Origin of the sequence: Aquibacillus albus (assembly GCF_016908325.1) — a bacterium.
Classification (GTDB): domain Bacteria; phylum Bacillota; class Bacilli; order Bacillales; family Amphibacillaceae; genus Aquibacillus_A; species Aquibacillus_A albus.
In genome coordinates this window covers 34309-55041 of the sequence record NZ_JAFBDR010000024.1, presented here as the reverse complement: position 1 = coordinate 55041, position 20733 = coordinate 34309, and the positions used below count along the sequence as shown (strand labels likewise).

Sequence of the window (20733 nt, the reverse complement as noted above, 5' to 3'; positions counted from 1 at the left end):
TGCCATATTGTTAATTTTAAATGCTCTAATGTGAAATGACATAGATATGACCTTACCCAAAAGTCAGGGAATACTTCTTCAACTAGTATTCAGAGGTGGAAGAAAGAATTAGCACCTCTGAATAGAGATTCATTTTACTTATTCCAGCGCCTGAGATAAATCCTCCTTTAGATCATCCACATGCTCGAGTCCGATTGATAGGCGCAGGAGATTAGGCGGAGCCATCGTTGTGCTCCCTTCAACTGAAGCACGGTGCTCAATGAGACTGTGCGTTCCACCCAGACTTGTAGCACGGGTAATCAATTGCACCTTTGCAGCAACAGCCATTGCCTCATCCTGACCGCCTTTTACCTGAAAGGATAACATACCGCCGAATGAACTCATTTGCCGTGCTGCAATATGATGTCCCGGATGTTCATCAAGACCGGGATAATGAACGGCTTCGATATTCGGGTGCTGTTCCAAAAAATCCGCAATTGCCGATGTATTTGAACAGTGAGTCTCCATACGCTGGGCAAGCGTTTGAACGCCGCGCAGAGCAAGCCAGCATTCGAATGGAGAAGGCACAGCACCTTTTGAATGCTGCCAAGCCCGGAGATTGTCCAACATAGAGCTATCAGATTTTGCGATTGCTGCGCCAATCATTAAATCACTATGCCCCCCGATATATTTGGTCACAGCATGGAGTGAGAAATCAACTCCAAGGTTGAGCGGACGCTGTAGAACTGGAGTAGCCCACGTATTGTCAACAACGGTGTACGCACCGGCCTCTTGTGCTATCTGTGCCACTGCTTCAATATCGATAACTTTCAGAAGTGGATTAGAAGGTGTCTCCATCCAAACCAGCCCGGTTGGTGCACGTTTTATCACTTTCTCAACCTCATGAAGATCTGTTATATCAACAATCACAATGTCAAATTTTGATCCAATATCCGTTTTCGAAAGAAGGGAACGAATACCAAAATACATATCGTTTGGCATAATAACTCGACGTGGTTTATCCGAAGGAAGTGCCTCGATTAATGAAGTGATTGCTGCCATCCCTGATGCGAATGTGACGCAATCATACCCATCCTCGAGCGATGTGAGGCAGTCTTCCAGAGCATGACGATTGGGATTACTTTCACGGCTATATTCGAATTCATTTGGATATGAGCCATCTTGAGCTCTTTCGAATGTCGTAGAGAGATGGATTGGCATGGTGACTGAGCTCGTTGATTTGTCAATCGAACGCCCGGAGTGAATGGCTTTTGTTTCAAAACGCATACATATTCCTCGCTTTCAAAGATTATTGTCATGATGTGTTATCCATGAGCTTTGTTTGCTTCAATTGAGATAATTTAAAAAGTTTTGTTCAACCTTTAAGCTTTCTTTCTAAGAATAGTTTTCATATGAGATGCAATTTCCCTCTCATCCTCACTTGTGGATTGTTCAAGTTGTGAAATAACAAGCTTTAATCGCACAGGGGAATGATTTTGACTCAACTTTGCCTTTCCTTCGATTTTATCGATTTTGATTTTAAACCCAACAATGCCTTTTGCTTGTCCATCTAAAAAATGGGCATCCAATTGGTCCCATTGATATGAACTATTTGGATCTTCATATTTCAATACCTTATGATGAAGGGAATCCATCATTTCTTTCCCGTTTATGATTTCGACCTTTCCGTATACATGAGCTGTTATGTAATTCCATGTCGGAACAGCTTTATTTGTTTCATACCAGGAAGACGAGATATAACAATGCGGCCCCTGAAAAACGGCAAGTACCTCCTGTTCCTCTATATCTTTCCACTGCTTATTCGGTTTTGCAAAGTGACCGTACAAATATCTGTTTTCTTTATCTAAAATCAAAGGAAGGTGGGTCGCATACGGATGACCCTGATGTTGGGAAAATAGCGTAGCAAATCCATTTTCTTTCATAATCTCATAAATCACTTCTTCATCTTTGATTTCAAAGTGCTTTGGAATATAGATCATTATCACTCCTTATCTTAATTAATGTTTGAAAGTATATTATCGCTCATATAAAATATATTATGATATAAACTGACATTTATAAAGATACAATTTAAAATAACAAAGCATGTCAGGAGAGACATATATGAAAAATTATCTTTTTGCCTTAAACGAAAGATCTCCTAAATACAAACAAATCTACGAGCAGTTTAAATCAGTTATTGAACAGGGTAATGTGAAAGCTGATGAACAGCTACCATCCATTCGGCAACTTGCTGATTCTCTTCAAGTAAGTCGTAATACAACCCTAATGGCGTATAACCAACTTGTAGTGGAGGGTTATATACGCGGAGAAGGACGAAAAGGTTATTTTGTCAATCAATTAGAGCCATCGTTATACCAGGAATCACCAATCCTCCCTAACAAAAAGAGGGCGAGCAAGAAAGAGTCCGTTCGTGTCGATTTTAGGACAGATGCTGTTGATCAGTCCCATTTCCCCTTAAAAATATGGAGGCGAATAGCGAATCAGGTCTTAACGTTACCTGAGAGCTTTCGGTATGGAGAACCCTTTGGAGAGGTGAGTCTGCGCGAACAAATTGCCGCATACTTACTCCAATCACGTGGGGTAAGAACAGATGCAGATGCCATTATAATCGGTAGCAGTACACAACAAATGCTTATTAATCTAGGCCATATACTAAAGGAAGATTATTCATGTATTATCGTAGAAGATCCAGGGTTCCATGGTGCAAGGGAAGCTTTTCAATTCCATCACTTTTCACTTGAATATTTGCCGGTGTATGTAACAGGTGCAGATCTCTCGCAAATTAAACAAATGGATTCAGATTTAATCTATGTAACACCTTCTCATCACAGTCCGTACGGTGTGAACATGTCTATTCAACAACGACAAACGCTCATTTACTGGGCAAACAAGGTACAGGGATACATTATTGAAGACGATTATGATAGTGAGTTCCGATATACGCAACGGCCGTTTCCAGCGCTCGCTTCTATTGATGCAACAAGGGTCATTTATCTGGGAAATTTCTCAAAGTCTTTTCTACCGGGACTACGTATAAGCTATATGGTGTTACCAAAGCAACTTATAAATCGTTATAAAAATCAGTTCCTGAATTTCGAAAGCTCAACGTCACTTTTTAGCCAATTTACAATGGCTAAATTTATGGAAAATGGGGAATGGAATCGGCACATTAAGCGAATGCGCCTTGTTTATAAACGAAAAATGGAACACCTCGTCTCATTATTAAAAAAACATTTTGGGCAAAGTATATCCATTATTGGCGAACAGTCTGGTTTGTACGTTTTAATCAAGGTATATCTAGGGCATTCAGAAGAATGGCTAATCGAGCAGGCTTCCCTTTATGGTGTTAAAGTGCGTCCAACTTCGATCTATTTCATAAAAAATCATCCGGAAACTCCAATGATTAAATTAGGGTTTAGCGGTCTTTCTTATGATGAAATCGAACTTGGTGTAAATCTTTTAAGAAAAGCATGGTTATAAGAGTACCTTTTTAGAGATTCGTCAACTCACTCAAGGATGTTCTTCAGCAATACCAGCTTTAGAGCTTAATGGACTATATAATCCTACAGAGGAATAAAAATATTCGTTGTTTATATTCCAGAATAGAATTGTCACAAAGGCAATGAGTGGGTGTGGCAGAATTTTAGGATGCTTTACCATGAATGCAAAGTGAACCGTACCATAAATAGTGGTAAAACAAAAGGTTGAAATTGAGTTTATTAAAAAGTATTAGATCAAATTAGTATCAGTTAATAATTGGATGACACAAAAAGGAATAGCAGAGCTATTCCAAAAGGAGTAAATACGATTAATGAACACATTAAGAATATCCTTAAACACTTAGAAGAGCAAAGTTGTTTTATAGATCAGACCTAGCTGGAAGAATTGCAATGTGCTTTAATTTAAACTGAACCCTTTTTTAGAGGAGTGTTAACATGAGTTTCCAAAAAAATCAAACACATGAGGTTAAAAGAAATAAATCTTTTGAGGAAAAAGCAGAATCATTGAAACCAACTCTATTTCGCCATGTGATAGAACCAACAAACTTAATAGATGTTGTTGAAAATAAAGAAAAAATTCATAACTGGGAAGCAAAACCTCTAAAGCCAGCGAATGAATTATCGGAGGAAGTGCTAGGAAAAGGCGATAGAGTGATACTTGACTTTGGTGATCATCAAGTGGGCTATCTGCAACTTCATATTGTACCTGTTGGCAGCCCGCCCGATGCACCGCTTCATATGCGGCTTACTTTTGGTGAAATGCCTGTAGAGATGGCTGAGTCTTTTTCTAGTTATGACGGATGGATTAGTAGCTCATGGCTACAAGAGGAAACAATACATGTTGATGTGCTACCGAATCAACTGTCCTTACCAAGACGCTATAGTTTCCGCTATTTAAAAATTGAAGTACTTGACACCTCACCAAAATATAAAGTCTCATTTAAAAAGGCAACTGTTGAAGCTGTCACTTCGGCGGATGTATGTAAGGTAGGGAGCTTTAGTCATGACGATCCAGAGTTAGTTGAAATTGACCGGGTAAGTATAAAAACATTACAAGATTGCATGCAAGATGTATTTGAAGATGGCCCCAAACGTGACCGTAGATTGTGGTTAGGCGATTTACGTTTACAAGCTTTAGCAAATTATTCAACTTTTAAAAACAATGATTTGGTGAAGCGTAATTTGTATCAATTTGCCGCAGTACCTAATCAAGATGGACAAGTTTCTGCAAATCTGTTCAACGAGCCATTCTTGATCCCGGACGATACGTTTTTATATGATTATTCTTTGTTTTTTACCACAACGTTATATGACTATTTTCAAGCAACAAAGGATTATGAGACATTAGAAGAATTGTGGCCAACAGCTTATCGACAAGTGGAAATAGGATTAAAAAGGTTAGATAATCATGGGATTTTGAAAGATGATGAAAGTTGGTGGTCTTTTATTGACTGGCATCAGGATTTAAATAAACAAGCACCATCACAAGCCATTTTGATATATACCTTACGAAGAGCAATATCATTAGCAGATACACTTGGGAAAAAGGAAGAGCAAGAAAAGATGGAAAAGCACCTCAAACTAGTGCTAGAGGCAACGATTATACATTTATGGCAAGAGGACTTAGGCTTTTTTGTTAGTGGTGAAAATGCCCAGGTTTCTTGGGCAACACAAGTGTGGATGGTCTTAGCAGAAGTACTACAGCCAGAAAAGAATCAGGAACTATTAACAAGATTGTTAGAAAATAAACCTAATATTGAGATGAATACTCCGTATATGCATCACCATTTGGTAGAAGCGTTGTTAATGGTAGACATGAAGAAAGAAGCTTTAGATTGGATGAAAATGTATTGGGGCGGTATGCTTAAAGAAGGAGCAGATACATTCTGGGAGTTATACAATCCGAAAGATAAAGAATTCTCACCGTATGGTAACCATTTAATTAATAGTTATTGCCATGCTTGGAGCTGTACACCAACCTATTTGTTGAGAGAGTATCTATAAAATAATCTGTAGGTTTTAGGTGGAGACAGTTGCGGAGGTAGTTTTAAAAGAGGATGATTCCAACTAAATAGATTTAATCGTTAAAACAGGATTAGGTCTGCTATGAGCAATAATAGTGGTATAATAAAAAGAAGTATCCCAAAAACATTAGGGATACTTCTTTTCTATGTATAAAATAAATCAACTAGTTTTGTCTGATTCAAGAAGTGAGGGATATTATGAGAGCTTTTTGGCGGAAATGCTTGTCACGATTCCAAAGTGCATATATACGTACTCGTTTTCTTACGGTTATGATACCTTTAACAGTAATCCCATTAGTTTTGTTAGGTTTTATTTCTTTTAATATTGCTAAAAGTACCCTGATAGATAAGCATGTTGAAACCAATCAAGATTATTTACAGTCCACAAATGAACTAGCGGAATTAATGTTTGAAAATGTTATAAGATTACACCGGTTAATTCTTGGTAATCCCTCCATTCAAGAGGAATTACGATTAAGTGCCCAATCTGATTTGGGAGAAGAAGGTGTCATAAGTGAAGGGGATCAATCTTTTCACATTCAGCGGATTATGTCCCAATATTTCATTGACCAAAATAACATTAGCTCCGTTTGTCTGTTAGATAATCGTCTTCGAGCGGTTTGTTATGGAAGATCGAACAATATTGGGAGATACGAGGGGAAGTCTTATGAAATTATTGACTCGGATTGGTATCAAAAAATTGTCGATGCAGATGGAAAAGAAATATTCTTTCATTATAATGTACTAGAAGATACTGGCGATTCAATCCATACGTTTTCATCAGTAAAGCTGCTACTAGATCCAAATAACTTTCCACATCAAAGATTAGGGATTTTAATTGTTAACCTTAAAAAAGATATGTTCGCAAAGATGCTACCGAGGGGACCAAATAGTAACTTTATTGTTCAACATGATAATAATGCAAAGTCACCAGTTTTTTATTCGCGGAGTAGTACGGATATTGGGGATGACATACAAAGCTTAGAAAAATTAAATGATAATGGCTACTTAATTACTAGAATTCGCAATCAAACAACGGGATGGACATTTGCTACAGCTGTTGCTCCTGATGTATTTTTTAAAGAAACAAATGAAATAAGCGGGTTAACGATAACAATCGTCTTAGTGATCTCAATCGTATCCATTTTGCTATCGCTAATTTTATCTAAATCAATTACCCAGCCATTGAAAAAAATAAGAAAGATGATGCTAGACTGGGCGAAAGGAAAGAGTACATTTGATGATAAATTCAGTAATGATGAAATTGGAACTATTGCAAATACCTTTAAGACAGTTTCAAAAGAAAATGATGAATTAAATAAACGGGTTACTGCGCTGCAAGTAAAGGAAAGAGAAGCTGAATTGCAAATATTACAATCACAAATTAATCCACATTTTTTATATAATACGTTAGATTCTATTTATTGGATGGCAATGATAGATGGTAATGATAAAATCGCTCAGATGTCCATTTCTTTATCAGAGAGTTTTAAATTGGCATTGAACAGAGGAAAAGAAACCATGCCAATCGAAAAAGAGTTAGAACATATCAAACATTATATAAATATTCAGAATATACGTTATGGAGACCGGTTTGAGTTTATTAAAGATATTGATCATGATTTATTGGATAAGGATATTCTAAAATTGCTACTGCAGCCACTTATCGAAAATGCTGTCTATCATGGAATTGAGCCAAAGGTAGGCAAGGGAACAGTAAAAGTTACCGGAAGATTAATTGACAATAGCGCAATATTTACGGTTTGCGACAATGGTGTAGGAATAAAAGATATGGACAGAGTCAACCAGGGTTTTGGTATGAGAAATGTTAGAGAACGATTGAAATTATACTATGGATCGGCAAGCATGTTTAAAGTGGAAAGTGAAGAAAACAAGGGTACAAAGATTACAATACGATTTCCACTGAAAGGAGGAGAGGATCGTGCTTAAGGCAGTAATATTTGATGATGCACCAATTGTCATTAAAGGCTTACAGCAAATGATTGATTGGTCGAAATATGGAATTGAAATCGTTGGAAGTGCAACTGATGGAAACACAGCAATGGACGTAGTGAAGAAGAAGCAACCTGAGATTATATTTACAGATATCCGTATGCCTGGATTAGATGGACTGCAGTTAATTGAATATGTAATGGATGTTGCACCAGAAACAATTTGCGTCGTGTTTAGTGGCTTTAAAGAGTATGATTACGTTAAAAAAGCACTTAAATTAGGTGTTATTGATTATTTAGAAAAGCCGATTACTATTAAGAATATAGAAGAGGTTATCGTCAAAACCTTAAATAAAATAGAAGAGCAAAAGCAATCTGAATTGAGTCAAACGGAGCAATTAGAAAGAGCAATGATAGAACTTTTATTTAAAGGTGACAAGGCAGAGGGCAAATGGCAAAAGCAAATTGACCAAATATCACTGAACCCTATTTTAGGCGTAACTGTTCTTTCCTCAACAAAAAAGCTTTCATGGAAAGATGGTGACCAAACCACTTATTTTGTACAAGAACTTTATCTTGAGAATTATTACATCTATGTAATCTTGGAGTATGATATCCTGACCTCGTACTCAGAGATACTCGCAGATGAACTTGATCTTGTGAAAGCAATTATAGGGGTGGGAAGAACATCAATCAAGAAAGAGGGAATAACGAGAAGTTATAATGAATCTGTTAAAGCACTTCGGTATGGCCAGTATATGAATCTGTACGGCTTTTATTATTACGAACAAATTAAAAGTGAGGACTATATTTCTGATGATAATGTAACCATTATTTCTAAGATTAGGGAAGGGGTTACGCAATTAGATAGGGAGAGTGTTTTACAATATTTTGATAGTTATATAAAAATGTTGGAAAATAAATGGTTAGAACCGGATATCGTCGAAAGAGAAGTCTTAAAGGTTATCTACATGGTTATTGAAACAGTTCAAGAAAAAGGGTTAGCAAAATCTAAATATCTTTTTATGAATTATTTTCCTCACGTAGAGATACGGCAAATCAAGACGAAGGAAGAAATGAAAGAGTGGTTTAGACTTCAGATTGAAGGAATCATGGCTGGATTAAACAATGAAAATATGAATATCCATCCATCTATTAAACAAGCGATCGATTATATAGAAAAAAATTTTGGCAAATCCATTACGTTAAGTGAAGTTTCTGAACAAGTTGACATGAATCCTACTTATTTTAGTTATTTGTTTAAGGAAGAACTGGGACTTTCTTATATTAAATATTTAACAGATATAAGAATTGAAAAAGCGAAAAAGATGCTGGAAAAAGGGGAGAAGGTAACAGAAGTTAGTGAAAAAGTAGGTTACCACACGTATAGACACTTTTCTGAAGTCTTTAAGAAAAAGGTTGGTGTAAGCCCTGGTCAGTATAAAAAGTGAAGATTATGAACGGAGTTGTGTCTTTGAATATCCAAAAATAGACACAGCTTTTTTTTCTAAAAAAAACGTATATTAAAGGGAAAAATCCAAAAAAAACAGACAAGATTCTAAATAATGAAGCGATTACATTTTAAAATAAATGCGCTTACAATTAAAAGTGTCATAATAAATAGAAAATTGAAAGGGGTAATCAAATGAATAAGAAATTACTTCAACTACTATTAGCAATGATGATTTCATTATTAATTGTTGGTTGTGGAAGTAACAATGAAGGCAACAATGCTGAAGGAAAAGAAGGATCATCTTCCAATGAAGCAAGTGACGATAGTGTTCATTACTTATCTACAAACAATGCAAGTGGCGGGGAAGTTCCAGTATATGTTTCATTAACAGAAGAAAAAACAGATTATGAATTAGACATAGAAACAGTGCCACAAACAGATTTAGTTAAGAAGATTCAATTGTTATCGGCAAGTGATGATTTACCGGAGGTTTTTGATTATGAATCTGGTAAACCTTTACAAGAACTAATCGATGCAGATGCAGTTCTTAACGTAGAAGATGCGTTTAAAGAATTAGGAATTTATGAACAATTAAATCCAGGTGCAGTTGATTTATTGAAGCGTTTAGCTGGCGGTAAGGGATTATATGCTGTTCCTACTGAGTTAAACCTTGAAGGATTTTGGTTTAACAAACAAATTTTTGAAGAAAATGGCCTAGAAGTACCTACTACTTGGGATGAAATGTTAAACGTTTCTGAAACCTTAAAACAAAATGGTGTTCAACCGTTTGCGGTTGCGGGAAAAGAAAAGTGGCCGATTACACGATTAATTAATGCGTATGTTATGCGTTATTATGGTGTAGAAGCTATGGAAAAAGTTAGTCGTGGTGAGCTTGATATCACAGAAGAAGGCTTTGTGAAGGCAGCTGAACAAGTGAAAAGCATGGCAGATAAAGGATACTTTGGAAAAGGTGCTAATACACTTGATGCTGATGCTGCTGTAGATATGTTCCTTCAAGGACAAGCTGCTATGTATTATATGGGAACATGGGCAATTGCAGACTTTAGTAATGAAGACCGAAATCAAATAGGTATAGATAACATTGGTTTCTTTAATGTTCCTACTGTTGAAGGCGGCGTTGGAACACTAGATGAATACAACATGAATGCTGGGTTAATCGTTGCTTTCTCTAAAGACAAGTACAATGACAAAATGAAGGAATGGACGAAAGCGGTATTCTCTGATTATGGTGACAGAGCGATGAAGGACCTAGGTTTAATTTCTGGTTTTGATGTGGCAGAAATGCCTGAAGATGTTAATCCATTAACTAAGTTAATTAGTGAAGAAATTGCAAATGTAAAAGATGGAGCATTATGGTTTGAAGCTAATTTCGATGCAAGAACAAAACAAGTTTCAGAAGATAATGCACAGTTATTAATCTCAGATGGTATAAGCCCGGAAGAGTATATGGAAGAATTAGCAAAAGAAATAGAGTAATAAAATATTAGAGGGAGGTCTGGGTATCGGACCTTCCTTGATTTACTAAAGTAAGAAGGAGGGATACTAATGCAAAAGGTTTTACGAGATAAACGAGCTATTTTTCTATTCATACTTCCATCATTATTAGTTTATATCGCAGCTGTATTAGTACCTACAGTATGGTCCATTGGTTATTCTTTTTATGAAGGGTCGCCAATTGGTGGATTTGAATTCATCGGATTAAACAACTATATTGAAATCTTTTCGGATCGGCAATTTTTTAGTAGTTTTTGGCTAAGTATAAAATATGCTTTGGTTGTAACTACGGGGCAAGTATTCTTAGGATTAATATTAGCTATTTTTTATGTTTTAGTACTAAAACGTTTTTCTGTCTTAATTCGAACGCTAATCTTTTTTCCGATTGTGTTGCCAGCGGTAGCCGTTGCACAATTGTTTTCTAAATTATTTGAAATCACCCCTCAACTTGGTTTGGTGAACAGCATACTAAGTGCATTGAATTTAGAAATGTGGGTGCAAGCTTGGCTTGGAAGTGGGGATACCGCCTTCTGGGTGATTGTTATTATGGATGTTTGGCGTTCCATGGGATTCTATGCTGTTTTATTATATGCTGGATTAATTGATATTCCAGAAGAACTTTTAGAAGCAGCTAGGTTAGATGGTGCAAGTGGCATTAAGCTATCCCGTTTCGTTATTATTCCAATGATCCGTCCAATCTTAATATCTGCAATTATCTTTAGTTTAAATGGTACACTTAAAGTTTTTGAATCGATTGTAGCCTTGACTAATGGGGGTCCAGGAACAAGTACGTCGCCATTGACAGTATATATGTATCATTCTGCTTTCTCATATAACGAATACGGCTATGGTAGTACAGTAGCAGTATTTTTGTTAGTACTATGTTTAATTGTAACATTACTCATCTACAGATTTTCGCGTAAAGATATTGACTAAAAGGAGGGGAATAGAATGTTGCAGAAAGCGTTTAGTAACTTTATAGGAAAAGCGTTTATTTTTACGTTTTTGTTAATAACAGTTTATCCAATCGTTTGGTTAATACTATCATCGTTTAAAGACCCAGGTGAGTTTTCTAATCCAATGTATAGTTTACCTGACGGGGTTTATATTCAAAATTACATTGATGCATGGACAATCGGTAATATGGGTACTTATTTTAAAAATAGTATTCTCGTAACCTTTCCTTCTCTATTTTTTATATTGATATTTGGGGCAGCAGCAGCTTTTGCAATTGAAAAAATGAAATGGAAACTGAATAACGCAGTAATGCTACTTTTTCTTGCAGGGATTATGATTCCAATGCAAATCGTTTTATTGCCGTTGTTTTCGATTTATCATAGTACTGGTTTACTAAACAATCTATTAGGATTAATTATTGTTTATATTGCATTTGGATTACCTCTAACAATTTTTTTGTTTAGCGGTTATTATAAGACATTACCAAATGAATTAATTGAGGCAGCAATTATTGATGGTGCAAGTATTTATCAAATTTTCTTTAAAATATCGATACCAATGATTCTTAATGCCTTTGTTTCTGTCGCATTAGTACAATTCTTCTTTGTGTGGAATGACTTAATATTTGCTATGACATTTATTAGTGATTCTGAACTAAGGACAATCCAGACGGGCTTAATTAACTTTACAGGACAGTATGGACAGAGGCAATGGGGGCCAACATTTGCTTCTATCTCATTAGCGATTATCCCGACATTAGTCTTATATCTAGTTTTGAATAAGCTTGTTATGAAGGGTATGACAAGTGGGGCAGTAAAAGGTTAACATTCGTTTAAATAGAAAGAAATAGAGGCTGTCCCAAAAAACAAAGGGTCAGCCTCTCTAAAAATCTAGATGACATTTGGTATTTATGGGATTGCACATATCGAATGCGGATTAAGTCTGGCTATAAAAAGGAAGGTTAGTACAATGAAAATAAGTAACTATGAACTGTATAAGGTAACACCTAGATGGTTGTTTTTGAAAATTGAAACGGATAATGGAATTGTTGGCTGGGGAGAGCCTGTCATCGAAGGAAGAGCAGATACGGTTAATGCTGCGGTCAAGGAATTAATGGATTATTTAATTAATAAGGATCCATTACGAATTGAAGATCACTGGAACATGATGTATCGCTCTGGTTTTTATCGCGGAGGGCCAATCCTTATGAGTGCAATTGCTGGGATTGATCAGGCACTCTGGGATATTAAGGGTAAATATTATAATGCCCCTATTTATCAGCTAATAGGTGGTGCGGCTAGAGATTCTATTCGTGTATATTCATGGATTGGGGGTGACCGTCCTTCCGATGTTGGCCAGGCTGCTAGGAATGTAGTAGATTTAGGATTTACTGCTGTAAAAATGAATGGTACTGAGGAGCTACAATATATTGATTCCTACAAAAAGATAGATGAAACAGTGGAACGTATTGCAGCAGTACGAGAGGCTGTTGGTAATGACATCGGAATCGGTATTGATTTTCATGGCCGTGTACATAAGCCAATGGCAAAAATACTAGCAAAAGAACTTGAGCCATATAGACCGATGTTTATTGAAGAGCCGGTCCTGCCTGAAAATAATGAAGCACTACGGGATATTGCTAACCATACGCATATTCCTATCGCAACTGGGGAGAGGATGTTTTCTAGATGGGATTTTAAAACCATTTTATCAGATGGTTATGTCGATATAATCCAACCAGATTTATCCCATGCAGGTGGAATAACCGAAGTAAAGAAAATTGCTTCAATGGCTGAAGCTTACGATGTGGCGCTTGCACCACATTGTCCATTAGGGCCAATTGCTTTGGCTGCTTGTTTACAAGTCGATGCGACCTCGCATAACGCTTTTATTCAAGAGCAAAGCTTAGGCATTCACTACAACAAAGAAAATGACATCCTGGATTATGTGAAGGATCGAAGTGTGTTTGATTACAAGGACGGTTACGTGAAAATTCCACAAGGACCGGGACTTGGCATTGAAATCAATGAGGAATACGTTAAGGAAAAGGCTAAAGAAGGCCATAACTGGAAAAATCCAATTTGGAGACATAAAGACGGAAGCATCGCCGAATGGTAATTGATGAGAGACTGAGAAGTTAGATTAAGTTTAATCAAGTTGTCTATATAACATGCTAATTTGTCCGGATTAGCTATCTTATAGTTGTTTAATAAATACTATAATTTATTTAGATAAATTACTAATAAACTTGAAGGTTATTTATTGGGGAGGGAAAGGTTTGAATATACAAAAGGATAATTTAAAGAGCAAGGTAAAGATTAATAACTTGAAAGTTGAAGGTTCATACAACCCACTGGGCATTGATGAAGAAAAGCCACGATTTAGTTGGATGATGGAATCAGGTTTACATGGACAAAAACAAACCGCTTATCAAATACTTGTTGCGTCAAGTCCTTCAAAATTAAATGAAAATAGTGCAGATATATGGAATAGCGGTAAAGTAGTATCAGATGTTTCCGTAGCAATTAAATACAATGGGGGTTCCCTTAAGCCATCAATGAAATATTATTGGACAGTTATTGTGTGGAACCAAGATGATAAACCGATTCAGGCTGAGGAAAATGCTCAATTTGAAACAGGTTTGAAAAGCACGGATGGTGTGAAAGGCTGGAGTGGTGCCAAATGGATTTCAATGGATGGAAAAGCTTCTGATAGTCCTGGTGCTCCTTTTCTTAGAAAGCAAGAGAAGTTAACCGGTGCGGTTAAAAGAGCAAGACTATATATATCCGCATTAGGAGTCTATGATGCTTATATAAATGGTAATAAACTTGGGGTCATTAATGAAGGTAATGAGAGTCCTAAGATAGAATTCATGCCTCCAGGATGGACGAATTATGATTCCAATATAAATTATATGACCTATGATGTAACGCCTTATATGAAGGGTAACTCTGTAACCCTTGCAGCCGTACTGGGAAATGGCTGGTGGAATTGTCGTATATCAAAGGGAGACGTAAAAAGTGGCCAAACAAAGTATTATTCGGATGAAGGGAATGAACTCGCTTTATTTGCTAAGTTATTCATTACTTATGAAGATGATTCTGTTCATTCGGTGGTAACGGATATCAATTCTGGTTGGAAGGCGACAGATTCTGGCCCAATACGTTCAGACGATATATATGATGGAGAAACATATGATGCAACCATGGAGATTCAGGGTTGGAATGATAACGGATTTAATGATTCAGAATGGAATGAAGTTAAAGAACATGATTTTACAAAGGTATTCCCTAATGCAACCGTTACTGCATTTCATGGTGATACAGCACAAATTATCGATGAATTAGATCGATTTCCTCAATCCATTACTTATTATACAGACGTAATCAATAAAGGCTCTAGTAAAAATGGACGAGGAACGATCAATACTGATTCAAATCGGACAATTCTCGATTCAGAGCGAGCTAAGAAAAGCGATGTTACAATCTCTGATAAAGATACGGTTATTTTTGACCTTGGCCAAAACATGGTGGGAGTTCCGAAAATCACTGTTCAAGGAGAAAAGGGAAGTCAAGTAAAATTGCGTTTTGCCGAGATGTTAAATGACGATAGTGAAGGGGCTGATGGTCCTCAAGGGTCAATATATACCGCAAACTTACGGACAGCAAAAGCAACAGATTATTATACGCTAAAGGGAGACTTAGAAGGGGAAACATACCAACCTACTTTGACATTTCATGGTTTTAGATATGTTGAAGTTACAGTAGTTTCAACGAATACTACAATCCATGTGAAAAGCTTAACCGGTAAAGTTGTAATGTCTGCACTTGAGGAGACCGGAAGTGTCGTCACGTCACATCAAGATGTCAATAAACTATTTTCTAATATTTTATGGGGCCATCGAGGTAACTATCTATGGATTCCAACCGATTGCCCACAAAGAGACGAGAGAGTTGGATGGTCAGGAGATACACAACTTTTTGCGAATACTGCTTTATATAATATGGATGCTGCCATTTTCTTGGAAAATTGGATGGAGATGCTTACAGACTCTCAAGAAATTTATGGTGAGGGCAACTTCCATTCCGCTTCGCCAAGTGGAAGGTACTCAGATTTTATGGGTGTTGTCGGAAATAGTGGTTGGGCTGATGCTGGTGTCGTTGTTCCATGGACGGTATGGCAGATGACTGGTGATACGACGATTATCGAAAAAAACTACAATGCCATGGTTAAATATATGGATTGGATCTATCGCCAAACAGGAGAAACATATCGAGGGCCTGGTAGTATAGGAGATTGGTTGAATTTTGAGGGGACAGCTAAAGAGCTAATGAGTGATGCTTATTATGCTTATGATGCGAAACTGATGGAGAAAATGTCACTAGCCATTGATAAACAAACGGAAGCAGAAAAATATCGTAGGTTGTTTGAAAAGATTAAAAAAGAATTTATCAAGAACTACATTGAGATAGATGAAAATGGGAAATTAACTTTGAAGTCTACGAATGGTTCTCCATTTTATATGCCTAATTTTTATGCTTCCGCTGATGTAGCAGATAATAGTCAAGCTGGACTGCTTTGGAGTATAAAATTAGAGCTGTATGAAAACGAAGACCAGAAGCAGCAAATGGTTGATTTACTTGTTGAAAATATAAAAAATGATAAAGAATATAAGCGAACACATCCGAATAGTAATCGTGTAAATTATGCCGAAAATACATTGGCAGTTGGTTTTCTTGGGGTAAATGTGATTGCTCCAATATTATCAGAGGTTGGTCATTCGGAAGTTGCTTATTCCTTATTGTTACAGGATCAAATGCCTTCATGGTTATACTCTGTGAATAATGGGGCAACAACAGTTTGGGAACGCTGGAATTCATACTCTGTAGAGGATGGCTTTGGCGACGTAGGCATGAATTCATTTAACCACTACGCTTACGGAGCTATTGCCGAATGGATGTACAAATATATGGCGGGTATATCTAATGATGAGGAAAGACCTGGATTTAAGCATATACATTTACAACCAAATATTGATAAGAATAAGCGTCTTACATCAGTAAGTGGAGAGTACAAGTCAGTCTATGGCACCATAAAAAGTGAATGGAAGATTCAAGACGATACGCTTCATTATAATGTTTCCATTCCGGCGAATACAACTGCCACAGTTTGGTTGCCTACTAGTAATCAACATACGGTAAAAGTAGATGGAAAACTGGTTAGTGAGCATGATGAAATGGAAGTTATCGATTATAAGGAAGGAAAAGCAATTCTTCAAATAGAATCGGGGTATTATGTGTTTGAGTCAACTATTCAGAACAATAAAGTAACTAATTAATTTTTGCAAATTATATAAAACCCTTTCAAATAGTCATTAAAATAATGAAGATAATTAATCAAAGATTCTAATTTAGGCATGGTGGATTTCAATTAGCTGTTAATCGAACCTACAGTTATGTGCAAATTAGTAATTGAAAAATGGCATTGGTGAAAAAACACCAATGCCATTTTTGCCTTTTAAATAACTACGGTGTACAGAATACACCTGTACGTACGAGAAATTAGAAATAAGATTGATTCTATTATCATTTATAATGAATTTCATTCCACTTTAATCACTAAGTAATTAAATTAATGTGGGGAAGCTAAAAGGATTCTATAGAATCTTACAAATTTTGTTAGTCTATTATTGAGAAAATAGTAGATTTATAGTACTCTTATTTAGAGAAGTACTTGTTTATTAATTTTATGTAAGCGGTTCACTTCTTGTAAGTACGAATTATAAAAAAGGGGGTAGGATTTAGAAAGCATGTAACAAATGATGAAAAGAATGGCAATGTAAAACAATTGTAAGCGCATGTAAAGGCATCTGTTTTTCAGTTTCTTATATATAAGAATACTTGTTGTTCTCAACACCAAGAGATATTTCCTATCGGGACTTTCAAAAATTTTTTAGCCAAACGATAGGAATTTTTAAGATTTAAAATGGATGCGCTTTCACGTACTATAATGAAAGGGGAAATGAAATGTTGAAGAGTTTTACTAAAAAATGTTCATTGATTTTTCTTATATTACTCTTATTCATACCAAGTACTGTTCTTGGTAATGAGCAAGCTAGTAATTCGGAACCAATAGAATTTGAGCGTGCTTCTGTGCATGATCCATCTATTATTAAAGCAGATGATGGCTCCTATTATGTATTTGGTTCACATATTGCAGTTGCTGAATCAGAAGATTTAATTGATTGGAATTCTATAGTGGAAAGAGAATATCAAACTCCTGAAAATAACCCAATATACGGTGACTTATCCGCAAACCTTGCTGAGTCATTTGAATGGGCTGGAGAAGATGATGCAGATAGTACGGGTGGCTTTGCCGTATGGGCTCCTGATATTTTCTGGAACAAAGATTATGTATGGGAAGATGGTTCCACTGGTGCATACATGCTTTATTACAGTGCGTCCTCTACGTATATTCGTTCTGCAATAGGTGTTGCAGTATCCAAAGATGTTGAAGGCCCATATGAATATTTGGATACCATTATGTATTCTGGTTTTACTAATTATGAAGCTTATGACAACAACAGTGATGTTAATAAACATTGGGAAAATACGAATATTGCAGATCTAATTGATGAAGGTGTGATGGATGAGGCAAATCCGGATTGGTTTACGGATGAAGGTAATTTTAATAATGCGCTGTACACCAATGCGATTGATCCAAATATTCTTTACGATGAAAATGGCGATTTATGGATGACATATGGTTCTTGGTCTGGTGGTACATTTATTTTGCCATTGGAAAAAGATACTGGTCTACCTGTTTATCCTGGTGAAGACGGAGAAACTGCTGATGGCAGAATGATTGACAGATATTATGGTACAAAGATTGCTGGTGGTTATGGAAGATCAGGTGAGGGAACGTATGCAGTGTATGATGAGGAAACTGGCTATTACTATCTATATATCACATATGGTGGTCTAGCATCTGATGGTGGATATAATATGAGGCAGTTTAGGTCAGAAAATATCGAAGGCCCATATGTAGATGCAGAAGGAAATCAAGCTGTTTTCCCAGAAAGCTTTGATATTGGCGTAGGGAATTTCCCAGGCAATGACGATCATAAAGATATTGGGAACAAAATGATGGGGAATTTTTTATTTAAGAGAGATCTTGGGGAGGCAGGTACTGGAATCGGTACTGGTTACATGGCTCCAGGTCACAACTCTTATCTAATTGATGATGGATTAGGTAAAGAATTTATCGTTACGCACACTCGGTTCCCACAACAAGGAGAAATGCACCAGGTTCGTGTACACCAAACGTTTAAAAACAGTGATAACTGGCCAGTGCCAACACCATATCACTATGCTGGTGAAACAATTGAAATCGTTTCCGAAGCGGACGTAACAGGTGATTACAAGTACATTAACCATGGAAAAGAAATTACTGGTGAACTTACTGAATCAACATGGGTGAAATTAAATGCAGATAAAACGGTTTCTGGTGCTGTAACAGGTACATGGGAGCTATATGATGATTACAGAGTAGAGCTAACCATTGATGGTGAAGGTACTTATGATGGTGTATTCATTCGTCAATATGACCCTACTTCCGATAAATGGGTAATGACTTTAAGCGCAATGTCTAATGAAGGTGTCGTTATCTGGGGTAGTCATGTAGAAGCTAAGGCAGATCAAGAAGTTGTGGATGGCATGAAACAAGAGCTAAGTACTGCAATCCCAGAGAATGCCATTAATAACATTTCACTACCAACAGTGGCTACACAAGGAACGCAAATTACTTGGGAATCTTCTAATCCGGAAGTTATTTCTAATGAAGGTGTTGTTGTACAACCAGAGTATGGTTCTGGAGATGCGACTGTTGATTTAACAGCAACAATCTCACTAGGAGTTGTAACAGAGACACAAACGTTAACTGTTACTGTACCAGAACTAGCAAAAGCTGGCTTATCCGCATCCTATGACTTTAATGATGGATTCAAAGATAGCTCTGGTAATAGCGCTGATGCAACTGTAACCGGAAATCGTTTCAACAATGAAGGTGGAGAGATTACTTTCGCTGAGGGTGTTGTAGATCAAGCTGCTAAGTTTGATGGAAACGCAGGACTTCGTTTAGATGATGGGTTAATTACAAGGCACACTTATTCCGTATCCTTATGGGTGAAGCCTGAAGAGATTACTGATTTCACTACTACATTCTTTGGTAACAGAACCGAGAATAACTGGATTAGCATTGTTCCCAAAACAGGATTTGCACAAACAATGGTTTGGTCACACAATGGCGATGATTGGTATGATGCAATAACGGATATGACGATACCAGTAGGAGAATGGTCACATCTAGCATTTACAGTTGAAGACGGTGATGCAACATTTTATATCAATGGTGAAGAGAAATTCTCAGGGGACGGCTTCCCAAATGTATTTACTACGTTAGATGCAGGATTTGGTTTAGGTGTTAACTATTGGGATACACCTTTCAAAGGTCTAATGGACGAGGTACGTGTTTATGATGGAGTTGCTCTTCCTGCCGATGAAGTTGTCTCACTTTATGAAAAGCCAGAGGAAACTGAAAATCAAACAGAAGACGACAGTCAAACTGGAAATGATGGACAAGCAGGAGATGAGAACCAAACAGGAAATAATGAACAATCTGGAAATGACGATCAGCAAGGAGAAGAAGGTCAAACCCTGCCAGATACTTCTACAAACCAATATAATTGGTTAGCACTAGGACTATTATTAATAGTAATTGGTGGTGTTATCTTCTTTATAAGGAGTAGAAAAGGCACTATTAATTAAGAGCTAATTGAACCCCCTTTGTCTAATGATGGCAGGGGGTTCTTTTTTTGTTCTAGTATAGCCAGGAAATTATAAAATGGCTGGCTTGTGGATAATTGGCTTAGGTTAGCGACGTCCAGCTCCAGAGCCCAGTGAGACTTCCCTCGCTGTACGATAAGTCAACATCGGTTCCAACTTAAGGAAGGCCGACTAAAATCGGGCTCCTGAGCCCAACGTCGGCATACCCCTATGAAGGGGCATGTTTCCTTTATTACCTGCGGTTAAGTCCAAATGTTTTCGGTGGGACGAGTAACCGCAGTCCCAGTCCATACGTCGCTACCAGGGCGCTTGCGTTTTTGTTCTAGGATATAATCAAACGTATAACGATTAACTAAATTTGACGGGACAAAAATTACCAAATGGTCATTAAAAGATGCATTTCACCTTAAGTAGAGGCAAAAAAAACAATTTAGACGAAATTCATTAGAAATTTACATTGTTTTTTCATGATAATTTTATGATATA

Annotated in this window: 12 protein-coding genes; 10 read left to right on the top strand and 2 right to left on the bottom strand. The window is 36.8% G+C overall.

Features of this window, described 5'->3' with window-relative positions; all coding sequences use genetic code 11:
• Positions 1-138 precede the first annotated feature (138 nt).
• Entirely contained in the window at positions 139-1266 is a 1128-nt protein-coding gene (locus tag JOC48_RS17255; protein WP_204501661.1) for a trans-sulfuration enzyme family protein, read from the bottom strand.
• 95 nt (positions 1267-1361) lie between these two features.
• On the bottom strand, positions 1362-1976 hold the full coding sequence (locus JOC48_RS17250; RefSeq protein ID WP_204501672.1) for an FMN-binding negative transcriptional regulator: 615 nt from the start codon (positions 1974-1976) through the stop codon (positions 1362-1364).
• Between the two features lie 127 nt (positions 1977-2103).
• Between JOC48_RS17250 and pdxR the strand changes: the two genes are divergently transcribed.
• The 10 genes from pdxR to JOC48_RS17200 all read left to right on the top strand — a co-directional run bounded on the left by pdxR (position 2104) and on the right by JOC48_RS17200 (position 20229).
• The gene (gene pdxR, locus JOC48_RS17245; RefSeq protein ID WP_204501660.1) at positions 2104-3483 is read left to right on the top strand and encodes a MocR-like pyridoxine biosynthesis transcription factor PdxR; all 1380 of its coding nucleotides are present in this window, start codon (positions 2104-2106) and stop codon (positions 3481-3483) included.
• A gap of 455 nt (positions 3484-3938) precedes the next feature.
• A complete protein-coding gene (locus JOC48_RS17240) occupies positions 3939-5507 on the top strand; it encodes an alpha-L-rhamnosidase-related protein (RefSeq protein ID WP_204501659.1) in 1569 nt (522 codons plus the stop codon).
• Positions 5508-5749: 242 nt separating this feature from the next.
• The gene (locus JOC48_RS17235) at positions 5750-7477 is read left to right on the top strand and encodes a sensor histidine kinase (protein ID WP_204501658.1); all 1728 of its coding nucleotides are present in this window, start codon (positions 5750-5752) and stop codon (positions 7475-7477) included.
• Entirely contained in the window at positions 7470-8930 is a 1461-nt protein-coding gene (locus tag JOC48_RS21700) for a response regulator (RefSeq protein ID WP_204501657.1), read from the top strand. The genes JOC48_RS17235 and JOC48_RS21700 overlap by 8 nt, the downstream gene beginning before the upstream one ends.
• Before the next feature lie 194 nt (positions 8931-9124).
• Complete coding sequence (locus JOC48_RS17225) at positions 9125-10429, top strand: ABC transporter substrate-binding protein (protein ID WP_204501656.1); 1305 nt, start codon at positions 9125-9127, stop codon at positions 10427-10429.
• A gap of 69 nt (positions 10430-10498) precedes the next feature.
• Complete coding sequence (locus JOC48_RS17220; RefSeq protein ID WP_204501655.1) at positions 10499-11383, top strand: carbohydrate ABC transporter permease; 885 nt, start codon at positions 10499-10501, stop codon at positions 11381-11383.
• Positions 11384-11398: 15 nt separating this feature from the next.
• On the top strand, positions 11399-12229 hold the full coding sequence (locus JOC48_RS17215) for a carbohydrate ABC transporter permease (protein WP_204501654.1): 831 nt from the start codon (positions 11399-11401) through the stop codon (positions 12227-12229).
• A 144-nt stretch (positions 12230-12373) separates the two neighbouring features.
• A complete protein-coding gene (gene dgoD / locus JOC48_RS17210; protein ID WP_204501671.1) occupies positions 12374-13522 on the top strand; it encodes a galactonate dehydratase in 1149 nt (382 codons plus the stop codon).
• Positions 13523-13682: 160 nt separating this feature from the next.
• Positions 13683-16742, top strand: a complete 3060-nt coding sequence (locus JOC48_RS17205) for a family 78 glycoside hydrolase catalytic domain (protein WP_239584447.1) — start codon at positions 13683-13685, stop codon at positions 16740-16742.
• A gap of 688 nt (positions 16743-17430) precedes the next feature.
• The gene (locus tag JOC48_RS17200) at positions 17431-20229 is read left to right on the top strand and encodes a LamG-like jellyroll fold domain-containing protein (protein ID WP_239584446.1); all 2799 of its coding nucleotides are present in this window, start codon (positions 17431-17433) and stop codon (positions 20227-20229) included.
• Positions 20230-20733: the final 504 nt, after the last annotated feature.

Bases quoted from the DNA above. Each gene is read 5' to 3' on its own strand.
- JOC48_RS17225 (WP_204501656.1), top strand. From the start codon at position 9,125: ATGAATAAGAAATTACTTCAACTACTATTAGCAATGATGATTTCATTA.
- pdxR (WP_204501660.1), top strand. From the start codon at position 2,104: ATGAAAAATTATCTTTTTGCCTTAAACGAAAGATCTCCTAAATACAAA.
- JOC48_RS17215 (WP_204501654.1), top strand. From the start codon at position 11,399: ATGTTGCAGAAAGCGTTTAGTAACTTTATAGGAAAAGCGTTTATTTTT.
- JOC48_RS17240 (WP_204501659.1), top strand. From the start codon at position 3,939: ATGAGTTTCCAAAAAAATCAAACACATGAGGTTAAAAGAAATAAATCT.
- JOC48_RS17255 (WP_204501661.1), bottom strand. From the start codon at position 1,266: ATGCGTTTTGAAACAAAAGCCATTCACTCCGGGCGTTCGATTGACAAA.
- JOC48_RS17220 (WP_204501655.1), top strand. From the start codon at position 10,499: ATGCAAAAGGTTTTACGAGATAAACGAGCTATTTTTCTATTCATACTT.
- dgoD (WP_204501671.1), top strand. From the start codon at position 12,374: ATGAAAATAAGTAACTATGAACTGTATAAGGTAACACCTAGATGGTTG.
- JOC48_RS17200 (WP_239584446.1), top strand. From the start codon at position 17,431: ATGTTGAAGAGTTTTACTAAAAAATGTTCATTGATTTTTCTTATATTA.